We start from the raw sequence: 13197 nt of genomic DNA, 5'->3' as shown, positions 1-13197 counted from the left end.
CGCGCGGCGGTTTTCCTATGCCCGGTCGAGCCGGTGCACGGCCACTTCGCGCACGACCAGCAGCACCGCGGCCGCGACCGGCACCGCGACGAACGCGCCGACCACGCCGAGCAGTTCGAACCCGAGCAGCACCGCGACGACGGTGACCAGTGCGGGGATCCGGACGGCGCGCCCGACGATCTTCGGCAGCAGCACGTAGTCCTCCACCACCCGGTAGCCGACGAAGAAGCCCAAGGTCGCCAGTCCGACCGGCGCGGACACGGTGAACGCGAGGAGGCTCGTGCCGGCCCCGGCCGCCACCGAACCCACCACCGGCACCAGGTCGAGGACGGCGACGAGCACGGCGAGCACGAGCGGGTAGGGCACCCCGAACGCCCACAGCCACGCGAAGGTCGCCGCTCCGGCGATCAGCGAAACGACGACGTTGCCGACGAGGTACGCGCCGACCTTCCGGAAGACCGCGTCGCCGATCAGGATGACCCGCGGCCGCCGCGACCGCGGCGCCAGCCGGTAGAGCGCGGTGCGGACCCGGGGGAAGTCGGCGACGAAGTAGGTGGCGAGCACCACGACGATCACGGCGTCGACGAGCAGCCCGGCGGCCGACTTGGCCACTTCGGACAGCCGGACCGACCGGACGGCCGCCTCGAGCCCGAAGGTGTCGTTGGCCCGGCCCAGGAGGCTGCTGTGGTCGCGCAACAGGGTCAGGTACCGCGGAGCGCCGTCCTGCAGCTGCGCCACCTGGTCGGCCAGCGGAACGGCGGCCGCGGCGACGGCGCCGCCGAGGACGGCCAGCCCGGCCGCGACGACCACGGCGGTGGCCAGCGCGCGGGGCACCCGGCGGGCGAGCCGCGCGGTCACCGGCTCGAGGCCCACCGCAAGGAAGAACGCGATGCCGATCAGGAGCAGCGCGTCCGAGGCGGCGAGGATGACCTCGACGAGCGCGACCGTGACGACCACCCCCGCCGCCGCGAGCAGCCCGATGAAGAACGGCGAGCGGCGGTCCAGCGGTTTTCCCGGCGCGCCCAACGGTTTCTCCTGCCGGGCGGCCGCGCCTTCGGCCTCGCCGACGGGATGTCCGGCGCGGTAGGCCCCACGGCCGCTCGTTGCGTGCATGGGACGGCGGCTACCCGGCGCGGCGCCGGCGAAATCCACCCGAACGGGGTACCCCGGCAAGTCCACGCTTCCCGGTGACGCCGGGAGCCTGGCGTTGCCGGGGCCGTTGCGGTGTCGGCAAAATCGCCTATGCGTTTCACCCGTCTCGTGCTCGTTCCGGTCGTCGCCGTCGCCGCCGCGTTCACGGTGGCCCCGAAAGCCGCGGCGCTCAGCGCGCCGCGCCTGCTCGTCAACCAGGACTTCCCCGATCCGGACGTCGTCAAGACGGCCTGGGGCTACTTCGCGTTTTCGACGGGCACGAAGGCCACGCGGATCCCGATGGCCACGGCGACGGCGCCGGAAGGGCCGTGGCGGGTCGGCGGTGACGCGCTCGGGGCGGTCCCCGCGTGGGCGAAGGCCGACGGCGGGTTCTGGGCACCGGACGTCGCCCAGCTGGGGGACGGCACGTTCGTGCTGTACTTCGCGGCCGCGCAGACGGCCGGCGGCGAGATGTGCCTCGGCGCGGCGACCTCGGCGAAGGTGACCGGACCGTACACACCGGCCGCAGACCGGCCGCTGGTGTGCGAGCCGGCGGACCACGGGGACATCGACCCGCAGACGTTCCTGGACGCGGACGGGTCCCGCTACCTGCTGTACAAGAGCGACGGCGCGCCGACCGGGCCGCCGGCGGCGATCTGGGCGCAGAAGCTGCAGGCCGACGGGCGCGCCCTCAGCGGCCCGCGCACCGAGCTGCTCCGGTCCGACCTCACGGCCGAGAAGACGGTCGTCGAGGCGCCCTCGGTGGTGAAGACGGCGTCCCGGTACCTGCTGTTCTACTCCGCGGACACGTTCGAGAGCACGGGCTACCACACGGGTTACGCGTCCGCGCCGACACTGGGCGGCGCGTTCGTGAAGGCGGACAACCCGCTCCTGTCGACCAGCCTGCTCGGCGGCAAAGTGGACGCACCGGGCGGCGCCGACGTGGTGGACGGCCACATCTACTTCCACGGCTGGCTGGGCGGCGGCCGCACCGCGCGCGGCTTGTACGAGCTGCCGATCACCTTTCCGGGTGACGTGCCGCAATTGGGCTGACGGGTGTCACCCACCCGGGTAGCGCTCCGGTTGGGCGCGCGGGGGCCGGATATCCGTGGACGAGGGAATGGAGGAGCGTCATGACGGTGTGGTGGGGTTTGGCGGGCTTGCTGGGCTTGCTGGGGTGCTGTGGCCTCCTGCGCGGCCACCGGGCCGACGGGACGGCCGTCGACGACGACCCGCTGGCCCGCTACCCGGCGGCCCGCGAGCCGGCGACCCCGAACGCCGACGCGGCCCACACCCCGCTGATGACCCCGGCGATCACCCCGGAGATGCTGGCGGCCCACCCCCGGCCCGCGGCGGCGGTGCCGGAGTCGGGGAGCATCACGGGGGAGATCCCGGCGCCGCGGCCGCAGTCCGGAGTGGAGCAACGGCCGGGAGCGGAGCCCGGCGGGCGGTCGGAGGTCGTCGGTGCGCCGGCCGAGGTGATGCCGCCGGTGGGCGGGGCGGCGCCGGGGGCAGGGGGTGCTCCGGCCGAAGGGACGTGGTCGGCGCAGGAGGCTTATGGCGCGCCGGTGCCTTCACAGCAGGCTGCGCCGGTTGCCGAGCACAGGGCAGCGCGCGAGGCTGAGGCTGTTTCCGCTGTGCCGCGGGGAGAACGATACCCGGAGGCCGTGGATTCCGGAGCCTGGCTGCCTTCGCAGCAGGTTGGTCCGGGTTCCGCGCCGAAGGCGGTGGGGCAGACGGAGGCGTTTGCACCCGGCGCACCGGCGGCTGTTTCCGCTGTGCCGCAGGGAGAATCGTATCCGGAGGCGGTGGATTCCGGTGCGTGGGTGCCTTCTCAGCAGCCGGGTGCACTCGGCGCGCAGGAGACTGTTTCCGCCATGCCGCAGCGAGAACCGTATTCGGGCGCCGTGGATTCCGGTGCGTGGGTGCCTTCGCAGCAGGTTGCTCCGGCTTCCGCGCCGCAGGTGGTGGGGCAGCCGGAGGTGGGTGCACTCGGCGCGCCGGAGGCTGTTTCCGCTGTGCCGCAGGGAGTACTGCACTCCGAGCTGGACGGTTCTCGTGCGCCGCTGCCCTCGCAGCACGCATCCGCGCCGGGCGCAGCCGCGCCTTCGGTCGTTTCCGCTGTGCCGCAGGGAGTACTGCATCCCGATCTGGCGGGTTCTCGCGCGCCCCGGCACGCGCAGCAGGCTTCCGCGCCTCAGGTGGCAGCCGAAGACGTGCGGGCCCCTCAGCCGCGGTCCGGTGATGGTCCGCAGCAGCCGAAGCACGCCCGGCGGGAGGGTCAACCGGCGATGCGCCCGGAACCCGCGCCGCGGCGGTACTCCTCGCCGCCGCCGGAGCGGGAGTCCTCCGGGCTGCTCGGGAAGATCAAACAGCTGCTGCGCCCCTAGACCTCAGCCCAGCGGGGCGCGGTCCTCGCCCAGCCCGGCGAGCAGGTCCCCGTGCTCCTCGATGCGGTCCAGGACCTCGTCCGCCGTGAACGTCAGGTGGTTCACGTGGCGGCACGCGCGGACCTCGGCCCACGTCACCGGCGTCGAGGCCGTCGGGTGGTCGCGGCCGCGCAGGGAGTACGGGGCCACCGTCGTCTTGGCCGGGTTGTTCTGGCTCCAGTCGATGAACACCCGGCCCGTGCGCTGGGCCTTCGCCATCACCGCCGTCACCGAGTCCGGCGTCTCCTTCGCCAGGCGCTGCGCCAGCCGCTTCGCGTACGCCGACGGCGCCGCCGGGTCGTCCGTGCGGATCCCGCAGTACAGCTGCATGCCCTTGGACCCCGACGTCTTCGCGTACGGCGTCAGCCCGTCGGCGACCAGGACGTCGTACAGGCGCTCGGCCACCCGGCAGCAGTCGACGACCGTCGTGCCCGGGCCCGGGTCGAGGTCGAACACCAGGCGGTCCGGGGGACGCCGGGTGCCCGCGTCCACCGTCCACTGGGGAACGTGCAGTTCGAGCGCCGCCATGTTCGCCGCCCACACCAGGCCCGGCAGGTCGTCCAGGAGCGGGTAGTCGATCGTGCCGCCGGTGCCGGCCAGGCGGACCGTGCGCAGCCAGTCCGGTGCGCCGTTCGGCACGTTCTTCTCGAACCACTTCTGACCGTCGACGCCGTTGGGGTAGCGGATGAACGTCACCGGCCGCCCGGCGAGGTGCGGCAGCAGCACCGCCGCGACGCGGGAGTAGTAGTTGATCACTTCGCCCTTGGTGAACCCGTCCGCCGGGTACAGCACCTTGTCCAGATTGGACAAGGTGAGCCGCCGGTTGCCGGCCTGCACGGTGATCCGCTGTCCGGCGGACTCGGGGGACGGCGACGGCGGAGGCGGCGCCGGGTCCGCCGCGGTCGGATCGGGCACCGCGCGCGGCGTGAGGACCTCGGCCGGATCCTTGTCGTGGCGCAGACCCCGCCAGGCGGTGTGGCGCACCCGGCCGCCGCGGGTGAACTGCCGGTAGACGATCTCGCCCACCAGCCGCGGTTCCACCCAGCGGGCGCGGACGGTGTCCTCCCGCGGCGGCGTCGTCACGAACGGGTGCGTGCGGCGCTCGATGGCCTGCAGCTGCGCCTTCAGCTCGGCGCGGGTGGCCTGGCTGAAGCCGGTGCCGACGTCGCCGATGTAGACCAGGTCGCCGGTGGCGGGATCGTGCGCCCCGAGCAACAGCCCGCCGAGCGTGCCGGTGAAGCTGCGCTGGCCGGGCCGCCAGCCGCAGACGATCACCTCCTGCGTCCGGATCAACGGGTGCTTCAGCCACGAGTCCGGCCGCTGACCCGGGTGGTAGGCCGACGAACGCAGTTTCGCGACGACCCCCTCGTACCCGGCGGCCGCGGCGTGGGCGAGGAAGTCCGCGGGCGTGCGGCGGTCGGCGGCGAGCTCGTCGAACGTCACCGCGCGGACCACCGAAACGCGGTAGGGATCGGGCATCGGCAGCTCGGCCAGCAGGCGGCGGCGCTCGTCGTACGGCAGCGCCATCAGGTTCCGGTCCCCGAGGCGAAGCAGGTCGAAGGCCAGGAACCGGACCGGGGCGTCCTTGAACTCCAGCCCCTTCGGCCCGCTCTGGTGCCGGACGTACCGGCCGCGGCGCTCCTGCATCCGCTCGAAGTCGATCCGGCCGTCGTCGCCGTAGACGACGACCTCGCCGTCCAGGTAGGCGGCCCGGCCGTCCAGCGCGGGGGCGAGCACGCCTTCGAGGTCGGAGAATTCGGCGGTGAAGTCGATGTTGTTGCGGCTGGTGAGCACGGTGGTGCCGTCCGGGGCGATCCGCATGGCCGCCCGGTAACCGTCCAGTTTGTACTCGTAGGCCCACTCCGGGCCGCTGCGCAGCCGGCCGCCGTCGGCCTTGGCGAGCATCGGCTCCACCCAGGCCGGGACGAGCGAAGTGTCGTCTGCCGCCATTTCGGACCTCCGTCACCTTACGTGCCCAAGGTAACCCGTTCGGCCTAGCTGTGCCCGGTTTGTGCAGGTGAACGCGGCTTGAACGCCTGTTCGGGGCGCCGGTCAGGCGGGCAGGAGGTCGTCGACCGCCCGGCGGAGCGTCGCGCGCACCGCTTCGGGGTCGTCGAGTTCGCCGCCGTGGAGGGCGCCGTCGCGCAGGAGGACGAGCACCCGGGCGGCGTGGTTCGGTTCCGGGTGACCGAGGGCCGCGGCCTGCTCGCGCAGGACGTCGAAGAACCACCGGCGGTGGTCGTCGATGACCTGGCGCACCTGGTGCCGCGGGTCGGGGTACTCGGCGGCGGCGTTGAGGAACTGGCAGCCGCGGAAGTCCTTGCCCTGGGTGGCGTCGCCGACTACCGCCATGGTGTCGACCAGGGCTTCGCGCGGAGGCTTGCCTTCCCGCGCCGCGGCGACGGCGGCGCGGATCAGGCGGCTGGTCTCGGCGAGGTAGGCCGCGACCAGGTCGTCCTTGGTGGGGTAGTGCCGGTAGAAGGTCGCCCGGGTCACGGCCGCCTCGGACACCAGGCGTTCCACCCCGACGGCGTGGATGCCTTCGGCGTAGAAGAGCCGGGCGGCGGCCGCGAGCAGCCGGTCCTTGGGGTGCGGCTCGGCAGTCGTCATCCCCTCAGCATAGAGAAAGACCGATCGTTCTGCCAGATTGGCTTCATCACATTGCCACGGCGTCGCCGCCGGTCCAGAGTGGTTGGCAGAAAGACCGATCGTTCTCCCTGAAGGAGCCAGCCATGAGCAAGCCCACCATCGTCCTGGTCCACGGCGCGTTCGCCGACTCGTCGAGTTGGACCGGCGTCGTCGCGAAGCTGCAGGAGCAGGGCTATCCGGTCCGCGCGGTGGCGAACCCGCTGCGTGGCGTCGAGTCCGACGCGGCCTACGTGAAGGCCGTCGTCGACGGCGTCGAAGGCCCGGTCGTCCTGGCCGGCCACTCCTACGGCGGCGCCTTGATCACCCGCGCGGCCACCGACGCGCCGAACGTCCGCGCGCTGGTCTACATCGCCGCGTTCCAGCCCGACGCGGGCGAAAGCGTGTTCGAGCTGTCCGGCCGCTACCCGGGCGCCAAGCTCGGCCCGAAGACGACGAACGTGCTGGACGCGGACGGCGGGCCGGAGCTGTCGATCAAGCCGGAGGACTTCGCCGAGGTCTTCGCCGCCGACGTCCCCGCGGCCACCGCGGCGGTACTGGCGGTGACCCAGCGACCGGTCGCGCAGCAGGCGCTGGCGGCGCCGTTCGAGGGCACCCCGGCGTGGACGAAGCTGCCGTCGTGGACGCTGGTCGCCAACCAGGACAACGCGATCCCGGCCAAGGCGCAGGAGTTCATGGCCGAGCGCGCGTCGTCGACGGTCCGCCGGATCGACGCCTCGCACGCGGTCGCGGTGTCCCAGCCGGAGGTCGTCGCCGAGGTCATCCTCGCCGCCGCCGCGGCCGTCGAGTGACTCAGCGGCGCAGCGGCCTCGCCTCGGCCAGGCGCGACAGCTTTTCCGGGTTGCGCACGGCGTAGCGCCCGGTGACGAGGTCGACGGCGCGCCGGGACGCCTCGAGCGCGTCCCGGGTGGCCGCGGGCGAGACGGCCTCGCGCGGCCGGCGCGCGGTCACGTGGGAGCGGGCCCGGTGCGCGATCTGCCGGACCGCGGCCGGGCTCTTGCCGACGGCTTCGGCGATCTCGCCGAGCAGCTGGTAGGCGACGGTGAACAGCAGGGTGCGGTGGGCGAGGAAGGCCTTGGTGGCGGGGTCGGCCACGGGTGGCTCCTCTTCGTCACCCTGACCGACACGGGATCGGCGCCGAGTTCGCCAAGCGGTTCGGCGCCGCGAGCCTGACCATTCGCCGGTCGCCGCTGGCGAAGGTCACGCAGATGAACTCAGCCAACCGGCCCGCGCTGATCGTCCACCTCCAGGGCGGCGCGTACGAGCCCGGCACGTTCGACTGGGGTGACGCCGGCCGGGCTCAGCCGATCAGCACGCTGTCGTCCAGCCCGGCCAGCAGCGCCGCGGCGTCGTCGTAGACGGCCACCGCGCCGGCGTCGGTGAGTTCTCCCGGGCCGACACCGCCGGAGAGCACCGAAACCGTGCGCACACCGGCCTTGGTGGCGGCGTGGACGTCCCAAACCGCGTCGCCGACGAAGATCGTCTCCTCCGGCTTGGTCCCGGCCTTCTCGAGCGCGGCGACCACCGGCTCCGGGTCGGGCTTCGTCGCCTCGACGTCGTCGCCGGACACGATCCCGGAGACGACGTCGTCGACGTCGAGGACCTTGCGCAGCACTTCGAGCTCGTCCGGCGCCGCCGACGTCGCCAGCACGACGCTGATCCCGCGGCCGGCCAGGGTCCGGAGGAGCTCGGGGGCGCGGTCGAACGGCCGCAGCAGCTCGGCGGTCTCGAGGTAGAAACGGCTGTGCAGGTCCTTCGCCTCGTCGCCGATGCGGGCGGCGTCTTCGTCGCCCAGCAGGGTGCTCAGGAGCTTGCCGGACCCCTTGCCGATCGCGCGGTGCACGCGCCAGGAGTCGACGTTCCGGTCCAGCGCGTGGAACGCCCGGCGCCAGGCGTGGACGTGGAGGTAGTTGGAGTCGACGAGCGTGCCGTCGACGTCGAACAGGACCGCGGTGGCGATGACAGGCTCCTTGGGGTCGGTTTCCCGCTGCCCGGCGCGGGTAACGGGAGGGATGATCCGATTACCCCGCGGCGCCGGGGAGTACACATGACCGATCTCGTGTCGGCGGGCTTCCGCGGCCTGGCGGCCCTGCGGCGCGCCCCGGCCTTCCACCCCGCGGGCGTGGTGCTGCGCGGCGAGCTCCGCGCGGTCGCGGACGACCTGCCGTGGCCGTCCGGGCCCGCGCCGGTCGTCGCGCGGCTGTCCAAGGGCGCCGGGACGCCGGGCCGGCTGCCCGACGCGCTCGGGCTGGCGCTGCGGATCCCCGGAGCGGGCCGCGACGGCGGGCCGTGGGACATCCTCCTGACGACGGCGGGCCGCGGCCACCTGGGCCGGATGCTGCCCCGCCCGTCGGCGGCGTGGACGCGCGGCGCGTACTGCAGCCTGATGCCCTACCGCCGGGCCGACCGGCTGGTCTGGCTGGGGGCGTGGGCGGCGGAGTCGTCCCCGCGGATCGAAGCGTCCCTCGCCGCGGCGGGCGCGACGCGGCGGTGGGAGTTCGTGCTCCGGACCGGCCGCGAGGACGGGCGCTGGTGCGACAGCGCGGTGCTGACGCTGACCGAACCCGGCGGGGAGGCGCCGGCGCTCGATCCGATGCGGAACCGGCCCGCCGGGGTGGAGATCGCGCCGGAGTGGCTGGTGCGGGTGCGCGAGCGGGCCTACGCGGGCAGCCGCGCGGGGCGGCCGTAGGGGCAGGCTTGCTCCAGTGCGGGGTTAGATGCCGGGGATCGCGGTGCGATCGGCGGCGGCCTCCGGCTGCGGGCCCAGGCGCGCAACCGCAGTGAGGCGGGGTGCGTGTTTCTCCGCCGCAACGCCGGGTATGCGCGGGGCTCGCCTGATCGGAGGAACCGTGAGCACTCCCGAAATCGACCCCGTCACCGCCGAGAGCATGGAAGCCGACCCCGATATCGGGGGTGAGCACACCGAGCCGACTTTTCGTGACCAAGAGCCCCGCGCGGGCGACAGCGACGAAGACGATGCCGACCGCGGGGGCATGCCCTCGGCGTGACCTCAGGAACGAGCCCTCGGGTACGTCCGGCGCTCGCCGATCCGGCCGTCCTTCGTGTGGATGAAGTGGGCCGTGCCGCGCTTGATCGCCAGCTTGCGGCCCGCCGCCACCGCCTCGGACTTCGTCTCCGCGCTGCCGGATGCCCGCGTGTTGCCGACGACCTTGTTCTTCCAGACCGAGCCGTCGTGGAAGGTCTCGACGTCGCCGTCGGCCGGTTCGAGGTCGGGCGCCTCCGCGGTGGCCGGTTGCGTTTCGGCCGTGGCGAACAGCGCGGGGTCGGGCGGCGGCGGGGTGCCCGGACCGCCGAGCGGCTGGGGGTCCATCAGGTACTCGAGGCCGGCGCCGGTGGTCCAGCTGGTGCCCGTGGCGCCGTCCGGGCCGTCGGAGAGGTGCCAGATCGTCTTGTTGTGCTCCTGGTCTTCCTCGTCGAACAAGGCACTCGGGGCGATGTCGGTCTCCAGCCCGTCGGCCTGGAGCTCTTCGATCGCGGCCAGCCACTGCTTCTGGTGGACGGTGTCGCGGGCGAGGTTGAACTTCAGCATCGCCTTGACGCCGGGGTCGTCGGTCATGGTGTACAGCCGCGCCGTCTGCAGGCGGCCCTGCGCTTCGGCGGCGGCGTTCGCGCGGAAGTCGGCGAGCAGGTTGCCGGAGGCGACGATGAACTTGCCGTTCCACGGGGTGCCGTTGCTGTCGGCGGGCAGGGCGCCCCCGCCGGCGACGATCGCCTGCTGGACGTCCATTCCGCCGAGCACCGCGGCCATGACGGGGTCTTCGGCCGCTTCGGCGGTAGCGGTGGCCGGGGCGCCTTCGAGCAACCGCGCGACCATGGTGGCGAGCATCTCGACGTGCCCGATCTCTTCGGTCGCGGTGTCCATGATCAGGTCTTTGTACTTGCCTTCGATGCGGCAGTTCCAGCCCTGGAACAGGTACTGCATGGTCACGGTCATTTCGCCGTAGGCGCCGCCGATGAGTTCCTGGAGTTTGCGCGCGTACACGGGGTCGGGCTTTGCGGGCTTGGCTTCGAACTGCAGCAGCTTGGTGTGACGGAACACATCGTCTCCCTTCCGATGCCGCGGGGTTCCCCCGATCGGCCCCGTCAATCGGGCAAACGCGGTGTTTGACGGGTTCGGATGGGGTTATCCGATCGAGTGATCGTCGTGAAGGAGGTGGTCACCGGTGCTCGCCCCGCACAACTCGGTCCGGCTGGTGCCCCGGCATGGTGCCCCGGCACGCGCCTCGGTCGTCGGCGTGCTCGACCGGACGACGTACCCGCAGCTGCGCGACCGGTTGCTCGAATTCGCGGTCGACTCCGAAGACGGCGTGGTGATCGACATCGAGCGCCTCGAACTGCGCGACCGCGCGCTGATCAAGGTGTTCGCGCTGGTGGCCCTGCGGGTCGGCGACTGGCCGGCGCTCCCGTTCGCCCTGGTGACCGGCCGCCCGGAACAGCGGGCGGCTCTGGCCGCGAGCCACGTGCCGGTGTACCCGGACGCGGCCGCGGCGGAGGCGGCGCTGACCTGCCCGGCCCGGCAGCGGGCCGTCCGCCTGCTCGACCGGTCGCCGCGCACGTCGGCGCGCGCCCGCGCGTTCGTCCGCGGGGTCTGCGCCGAGTGGATGGTGCCCGAGCTGGCCGAAGACGCCGAGCTGGTCGCCACCGAACTGGTCGAAAACACGCTCCGCCACACGGGTTCGGCGCCGCGGCTGCGGCTCGAGCTGCGCCGCGGGACGCTCTCGGTGGAGGTCGCCGACGACAGCGCGCGGCCGGCGGTGCTGCGCGAGGAACTCGACCTGGCCGACGCCGGGCTGGGCCTGCGGATGATCGCCAAGGTCGCGAAGCGGTGGGGGAGCAGCCGGTCCGGGGCCGGCGGCAAGACGGTGTGGGCCCTGCTGGCCCGATAGCGCCCGTGACGCAGCAGGCCGCCGCCGGGGTCGCGGACCCCGGCGGCGGCCTGTTCACCGCGGAAGCGTCAGGAACCCGGGCCGGAGTAGATTTCCGCGGCCGGGGGCGCGGAGATCGTCGTCGGCTTGTTCCAGTCGCCGAACTCCATCGCGCCGTTCTTCGGGTCCGCCATACGCAGCAGGTAGTGCGGCTCGGTCGCCGCCACCGTCGCGGTGCCGTCCGTGCTGGTGAAGGTCAGGGCCGGCGCGCCCGCGAGCGTCGTCGGCTCGCCCGCCTTGAAGGTCGACTTCTGCAGTTCGCCCAGGGTGCCTTCGGTGAACGCCTGGTAGTCGAGGAAGGTCTTGAACGACTCGCCGATGCTCTGGCCGATCTTGGCCTTCGACGACACCCACTTGCCGGTGAGCTGCTTGGCGACCGCGGCGGGCGCGCCGGCCTGCTTCACCAGCGACTCGGTGAACTTGAAGAAGTACTGGTCGCCGACCCGCAGCACCGGGATCTCCAGGCCGTCCTTGACCACCGTGCCGCTCGCGCTGTCGGAGTTCAGCTGCAGGTCCAGGTTGATGGTGCTGCCCTCTTGGGCCATGGTGCCCTTGACGTGCACGGCCGAGGCCTGCTTGGCGGCGTCGTTGACGGCGGCGCCCACCTGGGTGGCGTCGAGGGCCGGGGCCGCGGGCGCCGTGGAGGACGGCGAGGCCGTGCTGGCGGCCGCGGCCGGGGCGGGCGTTTCCGTGGCGCCGGAGCAGCCGGCGATGGCGAGGGATCCGGCCGCGAGCAGCGCGGCCAGGCGGAGGCGAGGCATGGACAGTCCGTTCATGAAGGCCGGGGCGTCCCCGGACACGAACGGGCTATCGTCCGAACGGGGGATCTGTTACATCCTCCGTCACCGGATGGCCCGGATCACCGGCCGGCGTCGTCCGCGGGGCCCGCGGCCGGAAGTCGCGTTCGGTTTCGACCTCGCCCTCCGGCGTGTGGACGAAGTGCCCGACCCGGCGCTTCCGCGCGATCTGCCGTCCCGCCAGCACGGCGTCGACGCGGCGGGGGGAGGTGTTGGACGCGCGGCGGCCGCCTTCGACGCGGTTCTTCCACAGTCCGTCTTCGTAGTAGGTGTGCACGTCACCCTCCGCCACGACTCCGCCTCCCATCGTGAGACCCAGGAGGGACCCGGTTGCCCGGGGAGGTAGCGGACAAACGTTTTCCGCGTCTCAGGCCAGGCGGAGTACTCGGATGGCGTTGTCCTTCAGGATCAGCGGCCGCACCTCGTCCTTGAGGTCCAGCTCGGCGAAGTCGGCGAGCCAGCGGTCCGGGGTGATCACCGGGAAGTCGGACCCGAACAGGACTTTCCGCTTCAGCAGCGTGTTCGCCGCCCGCACCAGCTGCGGCGGGAAGTACTTCGGCGACCAGCCCGAGAGGTCGATGTACACGTTCGCCTTGTGCGTCGCGACCGAGATCGCCTCGTCCTGCCACGGCACCGACGGGTGCGCCAGGATCACCGTGAGCTCCGGGAAGTCGGCGGCGACGTCGTCGAGCAGCATCGGGTTCGAGTAGCGCAGCTTGATCCCGTGCCCGCCCGGCAGGCCGGCGCCGATGCCGGTCTGCCCGGTGTGGAACAGGGCGGGCACCCCCAGCTCCGCGATCGCTTCGTACAGCGGGTAGTGGCGGACGTCGTTGGGCTCGAACGCCTGCAGGCTCGGGTGGAACTTGAACCCGCGCACGCCGTGCTCGCCCACCAGCCGCCGCGCGCGCAGCACCGCCGCCTTGCCGGCGTGCGGGTCGACCGAGCCGAACGGGATGAGCACGTCCGCGTGCTCGGCGGCGGCGTCGGCGATCTCCTCGCTCGAGAGCGCGGGGTGCCCGGTCGCGGCCGGCGCGTCCACCGTGAAGACGACCGCGGCCATGTTCCGGGCCCGGTAGTGCTCGGCGATCGCGGTCACCGTCGGCGTGCGGTCCTGGCCGGCGCGGAAGTACTTCTCGGAGGCGTCCAGGAGTTCCTGGTCGAGCGCGAAACAGCCGTGGCCGTCCTGTTCCACGTGGGTGTGGACGTCGATGGCGGTCAGCTGGGAAAGGTCCACGAGGAGCTCCAGGG

The 13197-nt window shown here is 72.9% G+C and carries 15 protein-coding genes and 2 pseudogenes; 6 read left to right on the top strand and 11 right to left on the bottom strand.

The window, feature by feature from the left end:
- Positions 1–15: 15 nt before the first annotated feature.
- On the bottom strand, positions 16–1026 hold the full coding sequence (locus tag ACLJPY_RS44600; RefSeq protein ID WP_410597062.1) for an AI-2E family transporter: 1011 nt from the start codon (positions 1024–1026) through the stop codon (positions 16–18).
- Between the two features lie 216 nt (positions 1027–1242).
- Here ACLJPY_RS44600 and ACLJPY_RS44595 point away from each other — a divergent pair, with 216 nt between their 5' ends.
- On the top strand, positions 1243–2184 hold the full coding sequence (locus ACLJPY_RS44595; RefSeq protein WP_410597042.1) for a glycoside hydrolase family 43 protein: 942 nt from the start codon (positions 1243–1245) through the stop codon (positions 2182–2184).
- A 190-nt stretch (positions 2185–2374) separates the two neighbouring features.
- Here the strand turns inward: ACLJPY_RS44595 and ACLJPY_RS44590 are convergent, their stop codons facing one another.
- The 3 genes from ACLJPY_RS44590 to ACLJPY_RS44580 form a co-directional block, all read right to left on the bottom strand.
- The gene (locus ACLJPY_RS44590; protein ID WP_410597041.1) at positions 2375–2512 is read right to left on the bottom strand and encodes a hypothetical protein; all 138 of its coding nucleotides are present in this window, start codon (positions 2510–2512) and stop codon (positions 2375–2377) included.
- Between the two features lie 1012 nt (positions 2513–3524).
- Entirely contained in the window at positions 3525–5510 is a 1986-nt protein-coding gene (ligD, locus tag ACLJPY_RS44585; protein WP_410597040.1) for a DNA ligase D, read from the bottom strand.
- A gap of 102 nt (positions 5511–5612) precedes the next feature.
- Positions 5613–6170 (bottom strand): TetR/AcrR family transcriptional regulator, encoded by a 558-nt coding sequence (locus ACLJPY_RS44580; RefSeq protein ID WP_410597039.1) that lies wholly within the window; start codon positions 6168–6170, stop codon positions 5613–5615.
- Positions 6171–6292: 122 nt separating this feature from the next.
- Between ACLJPY_RS44580 and ACLJPY_RS44575 the strand changes: the two genes are divergently transcribed.
- Positions 6293–6997: an alpha/beta fold hydrolase gene (locus ACLJPY_RS44575; protein ID WP_410597038.1), complete on the top strand. Its 705-nt coding sequence runs from the start codon at positions 6293–6295 to the stop codon at positions 6995–6997.
- A 79-nt stretch (positions 6998–7076) separates the two neighbouring features.
- On the opposite strand, the pseudogene ACLJPY_RS44570 reads toward ACLJPY_RS44575, so the two are convergent.
- Positions 7077–7226, bottom strand: a pseudogene (locus ACLJPY_RS44570) (RNA polymerase subunit sigma-24); the annotation flags it as partial.
- Between the two features lie 77 nt (positions 7227–7303).
- On the opposite strand from ACLJPY_RS44570, the gene ACLJPY_RS44565 reads away from it, so the two are divergent.
- Positions 7304–7564, top strand: a complete 261-nt coding sequence (locus tag ACLJPY_RS44565; RefSeq protein ID WP_410597037.1) for a hypothetical protein — start codon at positions 7304–7306, stop codon at positions 7562–7564.
- Here the strand turns inward: ACLJPY_RS44565 and ACLJPY_RS44560 are convergent.
- Positions 7507–8253 carry an HAD family hydrolase gene (locus ACLJPY_RS44560; protein ID WP_410597036.1) on the bottom strand — a complete coding sequence of 249 codons (747 nt, stop codon included), beginning with the start codon at positions 8251–8253 and terminating at the stop codon, positions 7507–7509. The two genes, ACLJPY_RS44565 and ACLJPY_RS44560, sit on opposite strands and share 58 nt — an antisense overlap.
- Here ACLJPY_RS44560 and ACLJPY_RS44555 point away from each other — a divergent pair, their 5' ends adjacent.
- Positions 8254–8895: a hypothetical protein gene (locus ACLJPY_RS44555; RefSeq protein ID WP_410597035.1), complete on the top strand. Its 642-nt coding sequence runs from the start codon at positions 8254–8256 to the stop codon at positions 8893–8895.
- 160 nt (positions 8896–9055) lie between these two features.
- A complete protein-coding gene (locus ACLJPY_RS44550; protein WP_410597034.1) occupies positions 9056–9214 on the top strand; it encodes a hypothetical protein in 159 nt (52 codons plus the stop codon).
- 2 nt (positions 9215–9216) lie between these two features.
- On the opposite strand, the gene ACLJPY_RS44545 is transcribed toward ACLJPY_RS44550, so the two are convergent.
- Both ACLJPY_RS44545 and ACLJPY_RS44540 read right to left on the bottom strand, forming a co-directional pair.
- A complete protein-coding gene (locus ACLJPY_RS44545) occupies positions 9217–9483 on the bottom strand; it encodes a DUF2188 domain-containing protein (RefSeq protein WP_410597061.1) in 267 nt (88 codons plus the stop codon).
- Positions 9466–10266: pseudogene (locus ACLJPY_RS44540) on the bottom strand (manganese catalase family protein); the annotation flags it as partial. The gene ACLJPY_RS44545 and the pseudogene ACLJPY_RS44540, both read right to left, overlap by 18 nt.
- A 124-nt stretch (positions 10267–10390) precedes the next feature.
- On the opposite strand from ACLJPY_RS44540, the gene ACLJPY_RS44535 reads away from it, so the two are divergent.
- Positions 10391–11113, top strand: a complete 723-nt coding sequence (locus ACLJPY_RS44535; protein ID WP_410597033.1) for an ATP-binding protein — start codon at positions 10391–10393, stop codon at positions 11111–11113.
- A 68-nt stretch (positions 11114–11181) separates the two neighbouring features.
- Here the strand turns inward: ACLJPY_RS44535 and ACLJPY_RS44530 are convergent, their stop codons facing one another.
- The 3 genes from ACLJPY_RS44530 to couO all read right to left on the bottom strand — a co-directional run bounded on the left by ACLJPY_RS44530 (position 11182) and on the right by couO (position 13183).
- A complete protein-coding gene (locus tag ACLJPY_RS44530; protein WP_410597032.1) occupies positions 11182–11913 on the bottom strand; it encodes a hypothetical protein in 732 nt (243 codons plus the stop codon).
- Positions 11914–11959: 46 nt separating this feature from the next.
- Entirely contained in the window at positions 11960–12241 is a 282-nt protein-coding gene (locus ACLJPY_RS44525; protein ID WP_410597031.1) for a DUF2188 domain-containing protein, read from the bottom strand.
- A 75-nt stretch (positions 12242–12316) separates the two neighbouring features.
- A complete protein-coding gene (couO, locus tag ACLJPY_RS44520) occupies positions 12317–13183 on the bottom strand; it encodes a 4-hydroxyphenyl-beta-ketoacyl-CoA hydrolase (protein ID WP_410597030.1) in 867 nt (288 codons plus the stop codon).
- Positions 13184–13197: the final 14 nt, after the last annotated feature.

Origin of the sequence: Amycolatopsis sp. lyj-23, assembly GCF_046549135.1 — a bacterium.
GTDB lineage: Bacteria > Actinomycetota > Actinomycetes > Mycobacteriales > Pseudonocardiaceae > Amycolatopsis.
The sequence above is the reverse complement of the archived record's forward strand: the minus strand, read 5'-3'. Positions and strand labels throughout refer to the sequence as shown.